This window comes from Phytohabitans rumicis, assembly GCF_011764445.1.
Taxonomy (GTDB): domain Bacteria; phylum Actinomycetota; class Actinomycetes; order Mycobacteriales; family Micromonosporaceae; genus Phytohabitans; species Phytohabitans rumicis.
Window position 1 is genome coordinate 3,095,734 of the sequence record NZ_BLPG01000001.1, and the last position, 15,346, is coordinate 3,111,079.

Annotated in this window: 15 protein-coding genes; 3 read left to right on the top strand and 12 right to left on the bottom strand. The window is 73.8% G+C overall.

Going from position 1 to position 15,346, the window contains the following annotated elements:
* Positions 1 to 35 precede the first annotated feature (35 nt).
* The 3 genes from Prum_RS13480 to Prum_RS13490 all read right to left on the bottom strand — a co-directional run bounded on the left by Prum_RS13480 (position 36) and on the right by Prum_RS13490 (position 4,397).
* Entirely contained in the window at positions 36 to 1,664 is a 1,629-nt protein-coding gene (locus Prum_RS13480) for an acetolactate synthase (protein ID WP_173076897.1), read from the bottom strand.
* The gene (locus Prum_RS13485) at positions 1,651 to 3,522 is read right to left on the bottom strand and encodes an Hsp70 family protein (protein WP_173076898.1); all 1,872 of its coding nucleotides are present in this window, start codon (positions 3,520 to 3,522) and stop codon (positions 1,651 to 1,653) included. Before Prum_RS13485 ends, Prum_RS13480 begins: the two co-directional genes overlap by 14 nt.
* 101 nt (positions 3,523 to 3,623) lie before the next feature.
* Complete coding sequence (locus tag Prum_RS13490; RefSeq protein WP_173076899.1) at positions 3,624 to 4,397, bottom strand: enoyl-CoA hydratase/isomerase family protein; 774 nt, start codon at positions 4,395 to 4,397, stop codon at positions 3,624 to 3,626.
* Between the two features lie 20 nt (positions 4,398 to 4,417).
* Between Prum_RS13490 and Prum_RS13495 the strand changes: the two genes are divergently transcribed.
* Genes Prum_RS13495 through ddaH form a run of 3 tightly spaced genes read left to right on the top strand, consistent with a single transcriptional unit; the run spans position 4,418 to position 6,132 of the window.
* Positions 4,418 to 4,873, top strand: coding sequence for a DUF6232 family protein (locus Prum_RS13495; RefSeq protein WP_173076900.1), 456 nt, complete (start codon positions 4,418 to 4,420; stop codon positions 4,871 to 4,873).
* Positions 4,874 to 4,887: 14 nt separating this feature from the next.
* The gene (locus Prum_RS13500; protein ID WP_173076901.1) at positions 4,888 to 5,358 is read left to right on the top strand and encodes a DUF6232 family protein; all 471 of its coding nucleotides are present in this window, start codon (positions 4,888 to 4,890) and stop codon (positions 5,356 to 5,358) included.
* Positions 5,359 to 5,370: 12 nt separating this feature from the next.
* Entirely contained in the window at positions 5,371 to 6,132 is a 762-nt protein-coding gene (ddaH, locus tag Prum_RS13505) for a dimethylargininase (RefSeq protein ID WP_173076902.1), read from the top strand.
* On the opposite strand, the gene Prum_RS13510 is transcribed toward ddaH, so the two are convergent.
* From Prum_RS13510 to Prum_RS13540, 9 genes are read right to left on the bottom strand one after another with little or no spacing between them, the layout of a single operon-like run.
* Positions 6,123 to 6,653, bottom strand: coding sequence for an HpcH/HpaI aldolase/citrate lyase family protein (locus Prum_RS13510; RefSeq protein WP_218577227.1), 531 nt, complete (start codon positions 6,651 to 6,653; stop codon positions 6,123 to 6,125). The genes ddaH and Prum_RS13510 overlap by 10 nt on opposite strands.
* Positions 6,654 to 6,664: 11 nt before the next feature.
* Positions 6,665 to 6,901, bottom strand: a complete 237-nt coding sequence (locus Prum_RS53765) for an aldolase/citrate lyase family protein (protein WP_218577228.1) — start codon at positions 6,899 to 6,901, stop codon at positions 6,665 to 6,667.
* On the bottom strand, positions 6,901 to 8,088 hold the full coding sequence (locus Prum_RS13515; protein ID WP_173076903.1) for a CaiB/BaiF CoA transferase family protein: 1,188 nt from the start codon (positions 8,086 to 8,088) through the stop codon (positions 6,901 to 6,903). The genes Prum_RS53765 and Prum_RS13515 overlap by 1 nt, the downstream gene beginning before the upstream one ends.
* Positions 8,085 to 10,118 carry an alpha/beta hydrolase-fold protein gene (locus Prum_RS13520; protein WP_173076904.1) on the bottom strand — a complete coding sequence of 678 codons (2,034 nt, stop codon included), beginning with the start codon at positions 10,116 to 10,118 and terminating at the stop codon, positions 8,085 to 8,087. Before Prum_RS13520 ends, Prum_RS13515 begins: the two co-directional genes overlap by 4 nt.
* The gene (locus tag Prum_RS49485; protein WP_218577229.1) at positions 10,115 to 10,963 is read right to left on the bottom strand and encodes an SUMF1/EgtB/PvdO family nonheme iron enzyme; all 849 of its coding nucleotides are present in this window, start codon (positions 10,961 to 10,963) and stop codon (positions 10,115 to 10,117) included. The genes Prum_RS13520 and Prum_RS49485 overlap by 4 nt, the downstream gene beginning before the upstream one ends.
* A complete protein-coding gene (locus Prum_RS49490; protein WP_218577230.1) occupies positions 10,909 to 12,015 on the bottom strand; it encodes a hypothetical protein in 1,107 nt (368 codons plus the stop codon). The genes Prum_RS49485 and Prum_RS49490 overlap by 55 nt, the downstream gene beginning before the upstream one ends.
* Entirely contained in the window at positions 12,012 to 12,905 is an 894-nt protein-coding gene (locus Prum_RS13530; protein WP_173076905.1) for a ribokinase, read from the bottom strand. Before Prum_RS13530 ends, Prum_RS49490 begins: the two co-directional genes overlap by 4 nt.
* Positions 12,902 to 14,194 carry an ADP-ribosylglycohydrolase family protein gene (locus Prum_RS13535; protein ID WP_173076906.1) on the bottom strand — a complete coding sequence of 431 codons (1,293 nt, stop codon included), beginning with the start codon at positions 14,192 to 14,194 and terminating at the stop codon, positions 12,902 to 12,904. Before Prum_RS13535 ends, Prum_RS13530 begins: the two co-directional genes overlap by 4 nt.
* Positions 14,191 to 15,345: an ADP-ribosylglycohydrolase family protein gene (locus tag Prum_RS13540; RefSeq protein ID WP_173076907.1), complete on the bottom strand. Its 1,155-nt coding sequence runs from the start codon at positions 15,343 to 15,345 to the stop codon at positions 14,191 to 14,193. The genes Prum_RS13535 and Prum_RS13540 overlap by 4 nt, the downstream gene beginning before the upstream one ends.
* Position 15,346 lies beyond the last annotated feature (1 nt).

The window sequence follows — 15,346 nt, forward strand, 5'->3', positions numbered from 1 at the left end:
AGTCCTTGATCGGCGCGGCCCGTCCGGCGACGAGGTCAGGCGAGGTTGGAGGAGCGGGGGTACGCGTCGGCGGGGTCGGTGAGCACGTTCACCAGGTACGGGACGCCGGCCTCGAAGGCGCGCTTCAGCGCCGGCCCCAGCTCCCCGGCCTTGGCCACGGTCTCCCCCGCGCCGCCCAGCGCTGTCACCACGTCGTCGTACCGCAGCTCGGGCTGGAGGTCGGCGGCCACGTCGTAGCCGTACATCGCGCGCATCGGGTGCTTTTCCAGGCCCCAGATGCCGTTGTTGCCCACCACGATCACGACGGGCAGGCCCTGCCGCGCCAGCGACTCGACGTCCATCAGCGAAAAGCCGGCGGCGCCGTCGCCCATCAGCACGCAGACCTGCCGGTCCGGGTACGTCACCCGGGCACCCATCGCGTACCCCAGGCCGGTGCCCAGGCAGCCGTACGGCCCGGGGTCGAGCCAGGTGCCGGGCTCGGCGGGCTCCAGGTACTTGCCCGCGTACGAGACGAAGTCGCCACCGTCGCCGATCGTCACCGCGTTCCGGGCGAGCACCTTGCGCAGCTCGCCGTACACCCGGGCCGGCCGGATCGGGTCGGTCTCGGCGGCCATCTCCTCCGCGTCGCGGGCCTTCGCGGCGTCTTCGGCCAAGCGCAGGTCGGCGATCCATGCCGCGTGGTCCTCGCGCTCGCCGGCGTAGTCCGCCAGCGCCGACAGGATCAGCCGCAGGTCGCCCGCCGGCGCCGCGGCCGGGGTCACGTGCACCGCGCGCTGCGCCGGAGCATCCACCACGTGTACGACCTGCGCGCCCCCGAAATCCCCGAAGCCCAGCCGGAAGTCCAGTGGCGTACCGATGACCACGACCACGTCGGCGCCCTTGAGCGCGACACGGCGGGACTTGGCGAACGCCAGCGGGTGCTCCGGCGGCAGCGCGCCGCGCCCCATGCCGTTCGTGAACACGGGAACCTGCAGCGCCTCGGCCGCCTCCCGGAGCGCGGCGACGGCGTTCCCCGCGTACACGTCGGAGCCGGCGATGATCGCCGGACGCTGCGCGGCGGCGATGAGCCGCGCGGCCCTCGCGACCTCGTCGGGGTCTGGCTCCAGCAGGGGTACGTCGGGAGCGGCCACCGCGTCGGCCTCGCCGACCGAGAAGATCACTTCGAGCGGCAGGTCGAGGAAGGCGGGCCCCCGGTGTGCGGTCAGCGCGGCGGTCAGCGCGGCGGCGAACGCGGCCGGGATCTCGTCGGTGGCCAGCACCGTGGCGGCGTGCTTGGTGACCGGCGCGACCAGCGGGAGATGGTCGATCTCCTGGAGGCTCCCCGCGCCCCACCGGAACGCGGGCGCCCGGCCGCCGACCACCAGCACCGGGGAGCCGTTGAAGTACGCGCTGGTCAGCCCCGAGATGCCGTTGGTGACGCCGGGTCCGGCGGTGAGTACGGCGAGGCCGGGGCGGCGCTGCAGCTTGGCCACCGCCTCGGCGGCGAAGACCGCGGACTGCTCGTGCCGCACATCGAAGATCGGGAAGCCACTCTTGTGCGCCGCGTCGTAGAGCGGGAACACGTGGCCGCCGGAGAGGGTGAACATCTCCGTCACGCCGTACGCCCGCAGCGCCGCCAGCGCCAGCTCGCCGCCGTGTCCCTCGATCCGCTCAGTCGATGTCATGCGAGCAGGTTACTCGCCGGTTTACACCCGCTCGCCGAGCCAGTCCACCCAGGTCTTGATCACCTCGACCGGCGACTGGCTGCGGGCCGAGGCAAAGGCGATCACGCCGGCCACGACCGGCACGATGATCAGGAGCGCCAGGATGAAGAGCGTCCGGAACGTGCGGGCGAGCCGCCCGGGGCGCCGCTCCGACGCGTACGTCTGGACGGAGGGCCGCGGCGCTGGGGAGACCATCCGGGGCGGCGGCGAGACCGGGCGCGGGGCGGCGAAATGGGACGGGCCACCAGCGCCGGGGGCGGGGCGGCGGGGCCGGCGGTGGGGTCGAGAGCGGCCGGGTCCCCGCCGGCTGCTCGAAGCGCGGTAGCGGGCGGGTGGCGGCCGGCGGCGGCGCGGCCTGGCTGCGCGAGCGTCCGGGCGGCTGGGCGCCGGGCACGATCACGCGGCCCACCGTGCGCGGCTGGGCCGCCGGGGTCGGCTGCGACGCGGTCGTCGGCGGCGCGGAGGCGGGCGGTGCCGGCGTGGCCCTGGTGCCCGGCGGCGTGAGCGGCTCCACGGACGCGGCCGGCAATGGCTCGACCCGGGTGGGCGGCAGCGCCCCGCCGAAGGCGGCCGGCTGCGCGGGCGACACGGACACCGGGGCGGGCGACACCGACACCGGCGGCGGCGTGGCGGGCGAGACCGGGCGGGCCGGCCCGGTGGCCTCCGGCCCGGCCGGGATCCTTGCCTGCAAGGCCGTCGGGCCCGGGGCGGGCGGCGCGGTCGCCAGCAGCGCCTCGCCGGCCAGGATGCTGCCCTCGGCCACGACGAGCTCGGGCTGCTCGATGACCTCGGGCGCCTCGCCCAGCGCCCGGTGCAGCAGGGTCGCCATGAGCGGCATCCGGCTGGAACCGCCGACCAGGAACACGCCGGCGACCTGCCCGTCGCGCAGATTCGCCCAGCGCATCACGCCCTGGGTCACCCGGACCGTCTGGTCCAGCAAGGGCGCGGCCAGCCTCTCCAGCTCGTCCCGGGTGAGGTGGATCTCCAGGTCGAGCAGCGGCACCATCAGGTCGGCGGACGGGCTGCGGGACAGCCGTTCCTTGGCCACCCGCACGTCGTCCCAGAGCTGCCGCTTGGCGCGCCGCTCCTCCACGGTGGACGGATTGGCCAGCCGGGCCCACGCGGCCGGGTCGCGATCCGCGTACGTCTCCTGGATGTACGTGATGATCGTCGCGTCGACGTCCAGGCCGCCGATGTCGTCGCGCCCGTCGACCGCCAGCACCTCGAAGCCGCTGGACTTGCGGGCCACCACGCTCGCGTCGAACGTGCCCGCGCCGAAGTCGTGCACCACCACGACCGAGCCGATCGGCACGTCCCGCCCGAGCACCTTCGCGAAGTAGGTCGCGGCGGCGACCGGCTCGGCGACCAGTCGTACCCCGGTGAAGCCGGCACTGGCCGCGGCGCCCGCCAGCAGCCGGCGGCGGGTGGCTCCCCACGTGGCCGGGCAGGTGAGGGTGATCTCCGGCCGCACCCGGCCGACGGTGCGGTCCCACTCCTCCGCCACGCGGGCGAACACGGCGGCCACCAGGTCGCCCACCGGCAGCTCGCGGTCGCCGAGCAGCAGCGTGCCGTCGTCGATGCGGCGCTTGGGATTGGGCTCGAAGCGGGCCGGGTCGAGGCGGGCGCTGTGCACCGCGTCGCGGCCGACGACCAGGTCACCGCCCGGCTCGGCGTAGACCGCGGACGGCAGCAGCGGCGAGCCGTCCACCAGCAGCGGACGCGCGCGCCCGTCCGGCCACCGCACCACCGCGACGGTGTGCGACGTGCCGAAGTCGATCCCCAAGGCATGCCCCGAGGTCGGCGTCCGGTCGGCTGGCATGCCGATCAGTCTACGATCGCGCGCCACCACCACCGCGTGCACTGCAAGGAAGGGCACCTTGTTATCGCTTTTTGCATAGCAAGGGGCCCTTCCTAACCACCTCAGCGGCCCACAAAGCGGGGTTTGCGCTTCTCCACGAAGGCGGCCATGCCTTCGCGCTTGTCGTCGGTGGCGAACAGGGCCGCGAAGAGCTGGCTCTCCCAGGCCAGGCCCGAGGCGAGATCCATCTCCAGGCCGCCGTCAATCGCCAGCTTCGCGGCGCGCAGGGCCTGGGCAGGGCCTTTCGTGTACGGCTTGACCAGCGCCACCGCCGTCTCGTAGACCTCGGCGGCCGGGACCACGCGGTCGGCGAGCCCGATGCGGAGTGCCTCGTCGGCGTCCACCATCCGGCCGGACAGCACGATGTCCTTGGCGCGTGCCGGGCCGACCAGCCGGGCCAGCCGCTGGGTGCCGCCGGCGCCCGGGATGACGCCCAGCTTGATCTCCGGCTGGCCGAGCTTGGCGTCCTCGGCGACGACCCGCCAGTCGCACGCGAGGGCCAGTTCGCAGCCGCCCCCGAGGGCGTACCCGGTGATGGCGGCGACCACCGGCTTGGGGATCCGGGCGAAAGCCCCCAAGGCGGCGGAGAGGTCCGTGGCGCGTGCCGCCATGTCGGCGTACGACATGTCGGCCATCTCCTTGATGTCCGCACCGGCGGCGAACACCTTCTCCCCGCCGTACACGATGACGGCGCGGACCTCGGGATCGGCGCTGGCCGCCGCGGCGGCGGCGCGCAACTCCTCCTGGACCTGGGTGTTGAGGGCGTTCATGGGCGGGCGGTCCAGCCGGATGGTGGCGATCCCGTCATTGATCTCCACGCGCACAAAGTCAGCCATGCCAGTAGGCTAGTTGGGCCATGGTCACCTACTACAGCGACAAGTCGGTGCAGATCACCTCGGATGCCATCCGGGTGGGCGAGCGTTCGTACCCGCTGCGCGAGCTGGTCCGGGTGTGGCACTCGCGGGGCGCCCGGTCGTGGCGCGCGGTTGCCGGGCGGGGCGCGCTCGGCGCGGCGATGGTGGGTCCGCTGGTCGCCGCCGCGATCGGCATCCTGGTCGCGGTCCTGCTGCACTCGTCGATCACCGTGACCATCGCGATCGTGGGCGTCTCGTGCCTGATCGGGCTCGCGGCCGGCCCGCTCGCCGACGTCCTGCTGGAGCAGATGGACCGGTCGTACACCCGGGGCGCCCGCCAGCTGGAGATCTGGGCGACCTGGCGGGGCCAGCCCGTGCTGCTGCTGGAGACCGGCGACGCGCTGCGGTTCGGCAAAATCTACCGGGCCTTGCAGCGGGCCTTGGAGGTCCGGGCTTAGGTCACACTGAGTGGGTGGCCCTTTACTACCGGGATGACAACGTACGCGTGACGTCGGAGTCGATCCAGGTGGGTGGGCAGACATACCCGATCGCGGAGCTGACCTACGTGTGGCACACGCGGACCCGGCTCACGCTGCGGTCGGGCTCGCGCATCCTCGGCCGCTGGGTGCTCGTCTCGCTGCTGACCGCGCCGCTGGGCTTCGGCGCGCTCTGCGCGGTCTCGGCGCTCTTCGCGGACTGGAGCGAGCGGCTGGGCGCGGCGCTCATCGGGCTCGCCGCGGCCGCCGTGCTGGCACTGGCGCTCGCCCCGCTGCTGGAGTTTCCGTTGATGGCGCTGGAGCGGTCGTACGACCGCGGCACCGCCGTGCACGAGATCTGGGTCCAGCACCACGGCGCCGAGACGCTCCTGATCCGCAGCGAGGACGCGCTGCGCTTCGGCCAGATCTACCGTGCCATCCAGCGCGCCATGGAAGCCGCCTCCTGACATCATGATCGGGTGAATCACGGCATCGCATTGGTACGGCGGCCGAGCAGCCGGCTCGCCGAGGGTTTGGTCACCCACATTGAACGGTCGACTGTGGACATCGAGCTGGCCCGGCGACAGCATGACGCCTACAGCGCCGCGCTGGAGGGCGCCGGCTGGACGGTACGGGACGTGGTGCCCGCCGAGCACTGCCCGGACTCGGTCTTCGTCGAGGACACCGTGCTGGTGTGCGGCAACCGGGCCGTGCTCGCCAGATCCGGTGCGCCGCAACGCCGGCCGGAGGTCGCCGGCACCGAGTCGGCCGTACGGGCGGTCGGGCTGGACGTCACCCGCATCGAGACGCCCGGCACGCTCGACGGCGGCGACGTGCTCCAGGCCGGCGACACCGTGTACGTCGGCCGTGGCGGGCGCACCAACGGCGAGGCGATCCGGCAACTGCGCCGGCTGCTACCCGACCGGCGCGTGGTGGGCGTACCGCTGGGGCGGGTGCTGCACCTCAAGTCGGCCGTGACCGCGCTGCCCGACGGCACGTTCCTGACCTGGCCCGGACTCGTCGACACCGCGGTCTTTCCCGCGGTGCGGACGGTGGACGAGGAGCCGGGCTGCCACGTCGTACCGCTGGGCGGTGACCGGGTGCTGATCGCCGCATCAGCGCCGAAGACGGCCGCCCTCCTCGACGACCTCGGCTTCACGCCCGTCGTGGTGGACATCAGCGAGTTCGAGAAGCTGGAGGGGTGCGTCACCTGCCTGAGCGTGCTGGTGCCTCAGGTGTAACGGGCAGCGAGTTCCACGGTGCGGCGGGCGGCGCCGACCATCGCGCGGTCGGCGAACCGCCCGTCCGGAAGGACCACGGTGGCGTCGCCGTCGGCCAGCGCGGACAGCACGGCCATCGCCCGCGCCACCTCCTCCGGTGGCGGCCGGAACGCGGCCACGATGGCCGGGAGTTGCCGGGGGTGGATGGCCGCCCGGCCGAGGAAGCCCTGGCTCCGGCCCAGCCGGCACGACGCGGCCAGTCCGTCCATGTCGGACAGGTCGGCGTACACGGACATCGCCGGCGGAGGCAGGCCGGCCGCGCGGGCGGCGACGACGATCCGGCCGCGCGGCCACGCCAGCGCGGCCTCGTCGGTGACGCCGAGGTCGGAGCGCAGGTCGGCCTCGCCGAGGCCGATGCTCGCCACCGCGGGATGGGCCATGGCGATCGTGTACGCGGCCTCCACGCCGGCCGCCGACTCGATGAGCGGATGCAGTGGGATGGCAGTTCGGGCCGCTCTCCTGACGGCCTCCGCGGACTCCACTTTGGGCAGTTTCAGCCCGGCCGCCCCTCGGTGGCCGCCAGATCGGCGTCGAGGTCGCCGACCCGGACGAGGACGGGCACGTCGTGCTTCTCGGTGAGGAACTCCGCCACGGCCCCGCGGGCGTACGCCTTGCGGGCAAGCGCGACCGCGTCCTCCAGGTCGAGGATGACCGCGTCCGCGCCCGAGGCGACCGCCTTGGCGAACCGGTCCGGCCGGTCACCGGGCACGTAGAGCCAGGTGAGCAGCATCAGATCACCCCGTGCTCGCGCAGCTCGTCGATCTCCGCCTCGGTGTACCCGAGCTCCATGAAGAGCTCCACAGTGTCCTGTCCGTGCGCCCGCCCGGCGTGCCGGATCGCGCCCGGCGTCTGCGACATCCGGAACGGCACGTTCTGCATCCGGACCGCGCCGAAGTCCTCGTCCGGCACGGCAACCGCCGTCTCCAGCGCCGCGTACTGCGGGTCGGCGAGGACGTCCCGGACGTCGTACACGGGGGCGATCGCCGCCTCGGCCGCCTCGAACGCGGCGACCACCTCGTCCCGGTCGCGCGTGGCCACCCACTCGGCCACCGCGCCGTCCAGCTCGTCCGCGTGCGCGGCCCGCCCCGCGCCCGTGCCGAACCAGGGCTGCTCGACCAGGTCGGGCCGGCCGACCAGGCGCAGCACCCGCTCGGCGATGCTGAGCGCGCTCGTGGAGACCGCCACCCACCGGCCGTCAGCGCACCGGTACGTGTTGCGCGGCGCGTTGTTGTCCGACCGGTTGCCGCGCCGGGGCTGCACGTAGCCGAGCTGGTCGTACCAGGTGATCTGCGGGCCCAGCATCGCCATGATGGGCTCGATGATGGCGAGGTCGACGACCTGGCCGGTGCCCGTGCGCTGGCGGGCGTGCAGGGCCAGCATGACGGCGTACGCGGCGGCGAGCGCCGTGATCGAGTCGGCCAGCCCGAACGGGGGCAGCGTCGGCGGGCCGTCCGGCTCCCCGGTCGCGGCCGCGAACCCGCTCATCGCCTCGGCCAGCGTGCCGAACCCGGGCCGGCGGGCGTACGGGCCGACCTGACCGAAGCCGGAGATGCGCGCGATGACCAGCCGAGGGTTGGCCTCCTGCAGCACGTCCGGCCCGATCCCCCAGCGCTCCAGGGTGCCTGGGCGGAAGTTCTCCACGAGCACGTCGGCACCGGCGACAAGTCGCTTGAGGACAGCGGCACCCTCGGGTGTGGACACGTTGAGCGTCATCGTGCGCTTGTTGCGCCCCAGCACCTTCCACCACAGGCCGACGCCGTCCTTGGCGGGTCCGTGCCCGCGGGACGGGTCGGGCTTGTCCGGATGCTCGACCTTCACCACGTCCGCGCCGAAGTCGCCGAGGAACGCGGTGGCGAGCGGGCCGGCGAAGAGGGTGGCCAGCTCGACCACCCGTACGCCGTTGAGCGGTGGGTTCATGGTGTCGCCTCGGTGAGGAAGACGTCGCCGTTGGTGAGGCCGGTGACGAGCAGCCGGTCCCCGGCCAGCGTGGCGTAGAGGTTCTCCTCCCCGAAGGCGTCGGCACCGTCCGCGCGGGCCGTTCCAAATTGGGACGCCGCCTGCTGCTTGCCCCGGCTGTTGAGGCGGACCGTGAAGACGTCCACGCCGCCGACCGGCACGCCGAACGCACTGCCGGTGAACCCGACCACGGCCACGTCGCCGCCCGGCAGGGCGACCACCTCGGCGCCCGCGTCGTCGCCCTTGCCGCCGGCGACCGTGCGCCACCGCTGGGCGCCGCCCGTGGCGTACGCGGCGGTGAGCACGTCGCGCGCCCCGGCGGTCGCGTCGCCGCCGAGCGCCCCGGTCGCCACGATCGTCCCGTTGCCGGCGACCGCCACGCCGCCGAAGAGGTCGTCGCCGGTGCTGCCGTCCTGAGCCACCCAGCGCGGCGCACCGTCCACACCGAACGCCGCCAGGAACCCGTCGGTGCCGCCCAGGTGGGTGCCGCCGGGCAGCCCGGCCGAGGTCACCCCGGCCACGTAGACGCCGTCGGCGCTCGCGGCGACCGCGTACGCCTTGTCCTCCCCGGCACCGCCGAGCTGGCGGGTCCAGGCGACGGTGCCGTCGGGCCGGATCCGGGCGAGGATGGCGTCCTTGTCCCCCGCGGTGGGTTGCGCGAACGACCCGCTCGAATAGCCGGCCACGTACGCGCCACCATCCGGGGCCGCGGCGAGGCCGTAGAAGCGGTCCGCCTTGGCCGGATCGCCGATCTGGGTCAGCCAGGCGCGCTCGCCGGTCGCCGTGAAGCGGGCCACGAACGCGTCGTCCGCCGGGCTGCCCGGGTGCTTGCCGTCCAGGTCGCCACGCGTGTACCCGGCGACGATGACGCCGCCGTCCGCGGTGTCCACCGCGCCGTACAGCCGGTCGTTGGCGGCGGTGCCGAACTGGCGGGTCCACTGTGCTCGGCTGACCACCGCGTCGAGCCCACCCGCGTAGGGCTGGCCGCTGATCGACCCCGAGGCGGCGTAGGCGAGCGTGCCGCCGGCGGTGACGCCCCCGGCCCAGTCCGCGCCCGCGGTGCCCCGCATCGGCCCCGGCAGCGTGGCCGGCGGGGTGGCGTTGAGCGTGGCGCTCAGGTGCTGGAGCCCGGCGACGAACGCGGGCCGCCAGACGTCCCAGCCGTGGCCGCCGTCGAGCACCCGGAACTCGGCCGCCACCGCGTCCGACCGGCGTACGGCGTTGTAGAGGGTCGCCGCCTCGTAGTCCAGGTCGTGCTTCGCGTCGGCCGGGTCGGGGTTGGCCCACTCGTCGTCGCCCACCGCGATGAACATGTGCACCGGCAGGTCCCGGTCGAGGGTGGGCAGCAGCGCCGGGTAGTTCAGCCGCTGGTACACCTCGTCCACGAAGGGCTCGCCGCCCTGGCCGAACGCGCCGTACTCGCGGGCGGAGGAGTCTGCCGGCGGCAGCGGGTTGTACACGGCCGGGCTGAGCACCAGGGCGTTGGCGAAGAGGTCCTGGTGGGCCAGCGCGTAGCGGAGCGCGCCGTACCCGCCCATGGAGTACCCGCCGACGAGCCGCGCTCCCCGGTGCGCCGCCGTGCGGTACGTCGAGTCCACATGCGACACGAGGTCACGGGTGAGCGCCGTCTCCACCTGACTGCCGGACTCGTACGCCGAGTCGACGTACCAGTTGCCGCGCTCGCTCCATGCCGCGTCCGGCAACACGGCGATGACCGGCGGCACGCTGCCGTCGGCGATCAGCGCGTCCAGGTCGGCCTTGATGCGGGTCCACGCCTGCATCGTGTCGCCGCGCCCGTGCAGCAGGTACAGCACCGGGTAGCGCACCTTCGCGTTCTTCCGCGCGGCGTACCCATGGGGCAGGTAGACGGTGTAGTCGATGTCGCCCGCCTTCGCCGTCGCCAGCGTGCCTTTGGTGGAGGAGCCGGCGTTGGCGGTGCCGGACGCCCCGATAACGAGCAGGGTCAGCACCGCGACGAACAACCGCTTCATGGGGTTCCTCTCAGATCCACAGCACACCGGAAACCAACGTTGCTGGAACGGGTGAGCCCGGCGCCGGCGACCAGCAGCTTCACCGACACCTCTGGCGGCTGCGGGCCGCCGTCGAAATACCAGTCCGAGCCCTCGGCCCGGAAGCCGGCGCCGCCCTTGACGATCACGAACCGGGTACGCCCGTCCGTGTGCTCGCTCTCGGTCAGCTCCCACACCGGCGGCTCGCTCCGGAGTAGCAAGCCCGCCTCGGCGGCCACCTGCCACTCGTCCTCGGTCGGCAGCCGCGCCCCCGCCCATGCCGCGTACGCCCGCGCGTCGGCCAGGTCCACATGGGTCACCGGGCGGTCCGCGGGCCCCCGCCCGGCCTCGAACCGCTCCACCCTGGTTGGGCGGTAGCCGGTGGCCGCCAGGAAGTCGGCGTACTCGCCGTGGGTCACCTCGCGCGCCGCGATCGCGAACGCACCCAGGTGGACCGTCCGGTGCAGGGTCCCGGTGCTGTGCAGGCGGGGCGGCAGCGGCTTCCACTCGTCCACATAGGGCGCCTCGCCGTACAGGCCGGTCTCCCGGATCCGATAGCGCACCACGAGATCCCGCCGCCCGCCGTCGACGGCCCGCATCCCTTCGGGCACACTGTCCCGCTCCGCTCGCGCCACGGCGATCCGCACCGCCGCCCGCGCGGGGAAGGACCCGTCCGCGGAGGGCGGTTCGGGCCCGATGGCTGCTCGGGCCGGCGTGACCGCCGCGATGCCGCCCGCGGGGAGCGGGCCGCCGGCCCCGCCCTCCTTCGGCGTCAGGGGCAGCCGGTGATCAGGTCGACCAGGTCTTCGCGCTCCGTTGCCAGCCAAGGGCCGTCGACGTCGCCGCCCTGGTTGACCACGGTCCACAGTGGCACGCCGTCGTGCACCCAGCGCGAGGCGTACACCTGGCCGCCGGCGTGGTCCGCGAGCGGTGTCCAGTCCTCGGACCGCAACCACGCGGCGTGGCTGGTCTGGACCCGGCGCATCGCGCGCAGCAGCGCGCGGTCCCGCTCGCTCCAGCCCACCCAGACCCCGAAGACGCTTTCCCACACGAGGACGCCCGCGCCGTTGAGCCAGGCCGAGTGCAGCTCGTCCAGATGGCTGCGGTGCCAGCGGCGGGTGTGGTGCAGCATGTGCCGGCGCTCGAACCATTTGGCCCGCAGTACGCCGGGCACCGCCGAGTCGGCGAACCACTGCGCCCAGGACATCGCGTGGTCCTCGATCCGGGCCAGCGGCACCCGCGACTCGCCTTCGAGCACCACGTGCGGCGGCAGGGCGGCCCGGAGCTTGCCGGCGCCCTCCTTCAGGGTGTCCAGGAACACGCCGTCCGCCCCGAGCCACGACACGATGCCCGCCACGGCCGCCTCGTCGGTGACCGGCTCGCGCCGGGTGCCGGTGTCCCACGGGTTGTAGTCGACGAAGACCCGTACGCCCCGGGCTTGGATGGCGCGCACCACGTCGGGCAGTTCCGGGACGTCCCGGTAGAAGTCGAACTGGTTGCGATCGTCCAGCCCGATCACCGGGTACGCGTGCCAGAGCACCACGCCGTCGAAGCCGCCGAAGTCGCGCTCCGCCGCGTCCAGGAAGGCGTCCACTGTGAACTCGCCGCGCTCGTGGTCGTAGAGCGTCTCGTCCCAGAGCCAGGCCAGGCAGACGCTGAAGCAGTCGCCCGGTACCTCGTCGTAGTGCCGGCCCTCGTAGTCGAGGCGCTGGCGCGCACCGGACCGCCAGGCGGTGAGCCGATCCCGCCAGTCCGGCCACCGCGCGGGGTCGTCCGGAGCGGCAAAGATCTTCGCCTCGTCCAGGGTGGACAGGTCCGCGTCCTCATCCAGCGGCACGTGTGTTGGCAGGTCGATCAGGCGCGGCACGTACGGATTCACGCCGACACACCCAGTAAATGGTCGATCTCCGCACGCACAGGGAGCGAACTGGACGCGCCAAACTTCGTGGCGCACGCCGCGCCGGCGGCGCAGGCCCACCGGATGGCGTCCTCCACCGGCCGCCCCTCCGCCCAGGCGACGGCGAGCGCCCCGGTGAACGCGTCCCCGGCGGCCGTGGTGTCGACCGCCAGCACCCGTGGTGCCGCGACGTCGAGCCGTTGGCGGTCCCGGTCGGCGTACGCCGCGCCCCGGGCGCCGAGCGTCATCACCACCCGGGGCACCAGGTCCAGCAGGTCCCCGGGCTCAGCGGGCCGGCCCGCCAGCACCTCGGCCTCACCCTCGTTGACGACCAGCACGTCCACCATGGCCAGCAGCTCGGCCGGCAGCGTCCGGGCCGGCGCCGCGTTGAGCACGACCACCGTCCCGGCGTCCCGTGCCGTGGCGACCGCCTGGGCCACCGTGTCCACGGGTATCTCCAGCTGGCACAGGAGCACGTCGGCGCCCGCGATCGCCTCGCGGTCCGGTGTGGACAGCTCGGTCAGCGCGGCGTTGGCCCCCGGGGCGACGACGATGAGGTTCTCCGCCTGCTCGTCCACGGCGATCAACGCCACGCCGGAGGGGCCCGGCACCGTGCGCAGCAGGCTCACGTCCACCCCGGCCGAGGCCAGGTTGTCGCGCTGCGGCTGGGCGAAGGCGTCGTGCCCGACCGCCCCGACGAAGGCCACCCGCCCACCCGCGCGGGCCGCGGCGACGGCCTGGTTGGCGCCCTTGCCGCCCGGCACCGTCGTGAACGCCTCGCCGAGCACCGTTTCCCCGGCACGCGGCAGGGTTGGCGCGGTCACCACCAGGTCCAGGTTCGCGCTGCCGACAACGACGACCTTCGCGGTCATGAGGACACCTCCCGGGTACGCGTGGCCAGCTCCTCGAACGTGACGCCGTCGAAGCCGCCGATGCTGCTGGTGAGGCGCCCCTTGAGCGGCCCGGTCCACTCCGGCCGGATGCCTGAGCCGCCGGTCAGCGCGCCCAGGACGGAGCCGACCGTGGCGCCGTTGGAGTCGGTGTCCCAGCCGCCGCTGACCACCGCGCAGATCCCACGGTCGAAGTCGCCACCGCTGTACGCGAGCGCGGCCGCCACGAGCGCCGCGTTGTTGCGTACGTGCACCCAGTGCAGGTGCCCGTGCCGCTTCTCGACCGCGTCGACGATGGACTCCCAGTCCCCTCGCAGGGATCGCGCCTCCCGTACCGCCCTGGCGAACGGCCCGTCCGGCAGCACCGACTCGCCGGCGTCCAGCACCTCGTCCACGGTGGACGCCACGACGGCGGCGGACGTCATCGCGGCCACCCACATCGCCCCGCTGACGCCGTCGCCGACGTGGCTGACCACCGCGTCCCGGTACGCCAGGGAGGCGGCCAGGTCCGGCCGGCCGGGTGACGTCCAGCCGTACACGTCGGCGCGGATCTGCGCCCCGATCCACTCCCGGAACGGGTTGTGGTGCCGCGCGGTCTCCGGCGGCACCAGCCCAAGTAGCAGGTTCCGGTACGCCACCCGCTCGGCCGTGAAGACCCGGCCGGCCGGCAGCCAGTCCAGCCACGCCTGGGCCACGTCCGCGCTGGTGAAGTCGCGCCCGTGCGCCTGGAGGATCCGCAGCGCCAGGAGGGCGAAGTTCAGGTCGTCGTCCTCGGGCGTGCCGTCGATGTTCTCGGCGAGGCTGGTCTTCGCGCTGCGCTTGTTCCACGGCCACCGGGCGGCGACGTCTTCCGGTAGGCCGGTTGCCGTGAAGTACGCCTTCAGCGGCCACCGGCCTGTTGCCTCCAGGATTTCGCGGATGCCGCGCCGCGGGATCTTCTCCACCGGCTTGCCGAGTACGCAGCCCACGGCGCGCCCCAGCCACGCCCCCAGCGCCCGCTCCGAGTGCAAGGAAGGGCCCCCTGTTATCGCTTTTTGCATAGGAGGGGGCCCTTCCTTGCACTCGGGCGCGGGGAGCGCGTCGAGCAGTTCCAGCGCTAGGGCGCGGAGCGCGGGGTCACCCGGGACGGAGGCGCCGCTGGTCGGGGCGGTGAGCGGGCCACCAGCGGCCGCCCACCGGGCCTCCACGGCGGACACGTCGCGGCCCTCGTCCCGGCTCGCCATCAGCTCGTACGGCAGCAGTTCCTCGGGCGTGGTCCAGGTGAGCCTCACTGCGCCTCCCGACGTGAGAGCCCCTTGAAGCGCTCCACGCGCCGGGCGTACCGGGCGGCGTCGGCGGCGAACACCTCCGACGCGACGGCGGCCAGCACGCGGGCCGGCTCGGCGAGGTCCAGCCGGGACGCCTCGGCCACCACAGTGGACCATTCGGCGGGTACCGCCGGGGCGCCCCCGAGCGCACCGGCGATCGCACCCGCCATGGTGGCGGTCGAGTCGGAGTCCCGACCGTAGTTGACCGCCCCCAGCACCGCCTCCCGGTATCCCCCGTTCGCGACGACCAGCATTCCCAGCGCGACCGGCAGCTCCTCGATGGAGTGCAGCCGGCTCGGTCGCCGCGCCCCCAACCCCGGGGTGCGGTAGTCCTCCCCCACCGTGTCGTACGGCGCCACCGCCGCGCGCAGTGGCGCGATGGCGGCGCGCGTGTCCGCGTACCCGCGTGCGGCCTGGACCACGGCGGCGATGGCCGCGCCGGTCCCGTCGCGGGCCAGCTCCAGCGCCGCGTCCACCACGTCGTCGACGCCCGCGCCCGGCGCCATCGCCGCGGCGACCGCGGCGGCGAACACCGCGGCCGCCTCGCGGCCATAGCTGTGCTGGTGCGCCCCACCGATCTCGATGGCTTCCGCGTACGCCCCGGCCGGGTCGCCGGCGTTGACGATGCCGACCGGCGCCATGTACATCGCCGCACCGCAGTTGACGATGTTTCCCACGCCCGCCTCACGCGGGTCGGCGTGCGCGTGGTGCAGCCGGGTTACCAGCCAGCGTTCGGCGGCCGCGAGGCGGTGGAAGGCCACCGCCTCGCGCTCCAGGTCCGGGATGTAGACCTCCCGCTCGATCAGGTCGGGCACGAGCAGCTCGACGACGTCGTACGCGTCGAGGTGGTCGCGCTTCTTCGCGTAGGCCCGGACCAGGGCGTGGGTCATCAACGTGTCGTCGGTGATGTGCCCATCGCCCTTGTGGTACGGCGCGAGCGGCCGGCTCGTGGCCCAGTTCTCGTGGAACGGGGGCACGATGCCTTCCACCCAGCCGCCGTAGCGGGTCCGGATCTCCTCGGGTAGCGCCGTCTCGGTGGCACCGCCGAGGGCATCGCCCACTGCGGCGCCGACGAGGCAGCCGACCGACTTGTCGAGCAGAAGACTCCCATGCATG

What these genes read in the sequence shown, in the direction of transcription:
- Prum_RS13520 (WP_173076904.1), bottom strand. Translation starts at nt 10,118, where the DNA reads ATGAAGCGGTTGTTCGTCGCGGTGCTGACCCTGCTCGTTATCGGGGCG.
- Prum_RS13530 (WP_173076905.1), bottom strand. Translation starts at nt 12,905, where the DNA reads ATGACCGCGAAGGTCGTCGTTGTCGGCAGCGCGAACCTGGACCTGGTG.
- Prum_RS13540 (WP_173076907.1), bottom strand. Translation starts at nt 15,345, where the DNA reads ATGCATGGGAGTCTTCTGCTCGACAAGTCGGTCGGCTGCCTCGTCGGC.
- Prum_RS13495 (WP_173076900.1), top strand. Translation starts at nt 4,418, where the DNA reads ATGGTCACCTACTACAGCGACAAGTCGGTGCAGATCACCTCGGATGCC.
- Prum_RS13485 (WP_173076898.1), bottom strand. Translation starts at nt 3,522, where the DNA reads ATGCCAGCCGACCGGACGCCGACCTCGGGGCATGCCTTGGGGATCGAC.
- Prum_RS13490 (WP_173076899.1), bottom strand. Translation starts at nt 4,397, where the DNA reads ATGGCTGACTTTGTGCGCGTGGAGATCAATGACGGGATCGCCACCATC.
- Prum_RS13515 (WP_173076903.1), bottom strand. Translation starts at nt 8,088, where the DNA reads ATGAACCCACCGCTCAACGGCGTACGGGTGGTCGAGCTGGCCACCCTC.
- Prum_RS13480 (WP_173076897.1), bottom strand. Translation starts at nt 1,664, where the DNA reads ATGACATCGACTGAGCGGATCGAGGGACACGGCGGCGAGCTGGCGCTG.
- Prum_RS53765 (WP_218577228.1), bottom strand. Translation starts at nt 6,901, where the DNA reads ATGCTGCTCACCTGGCTCTACGTGCCCGGTGACCGGCCGGACCGGTTC.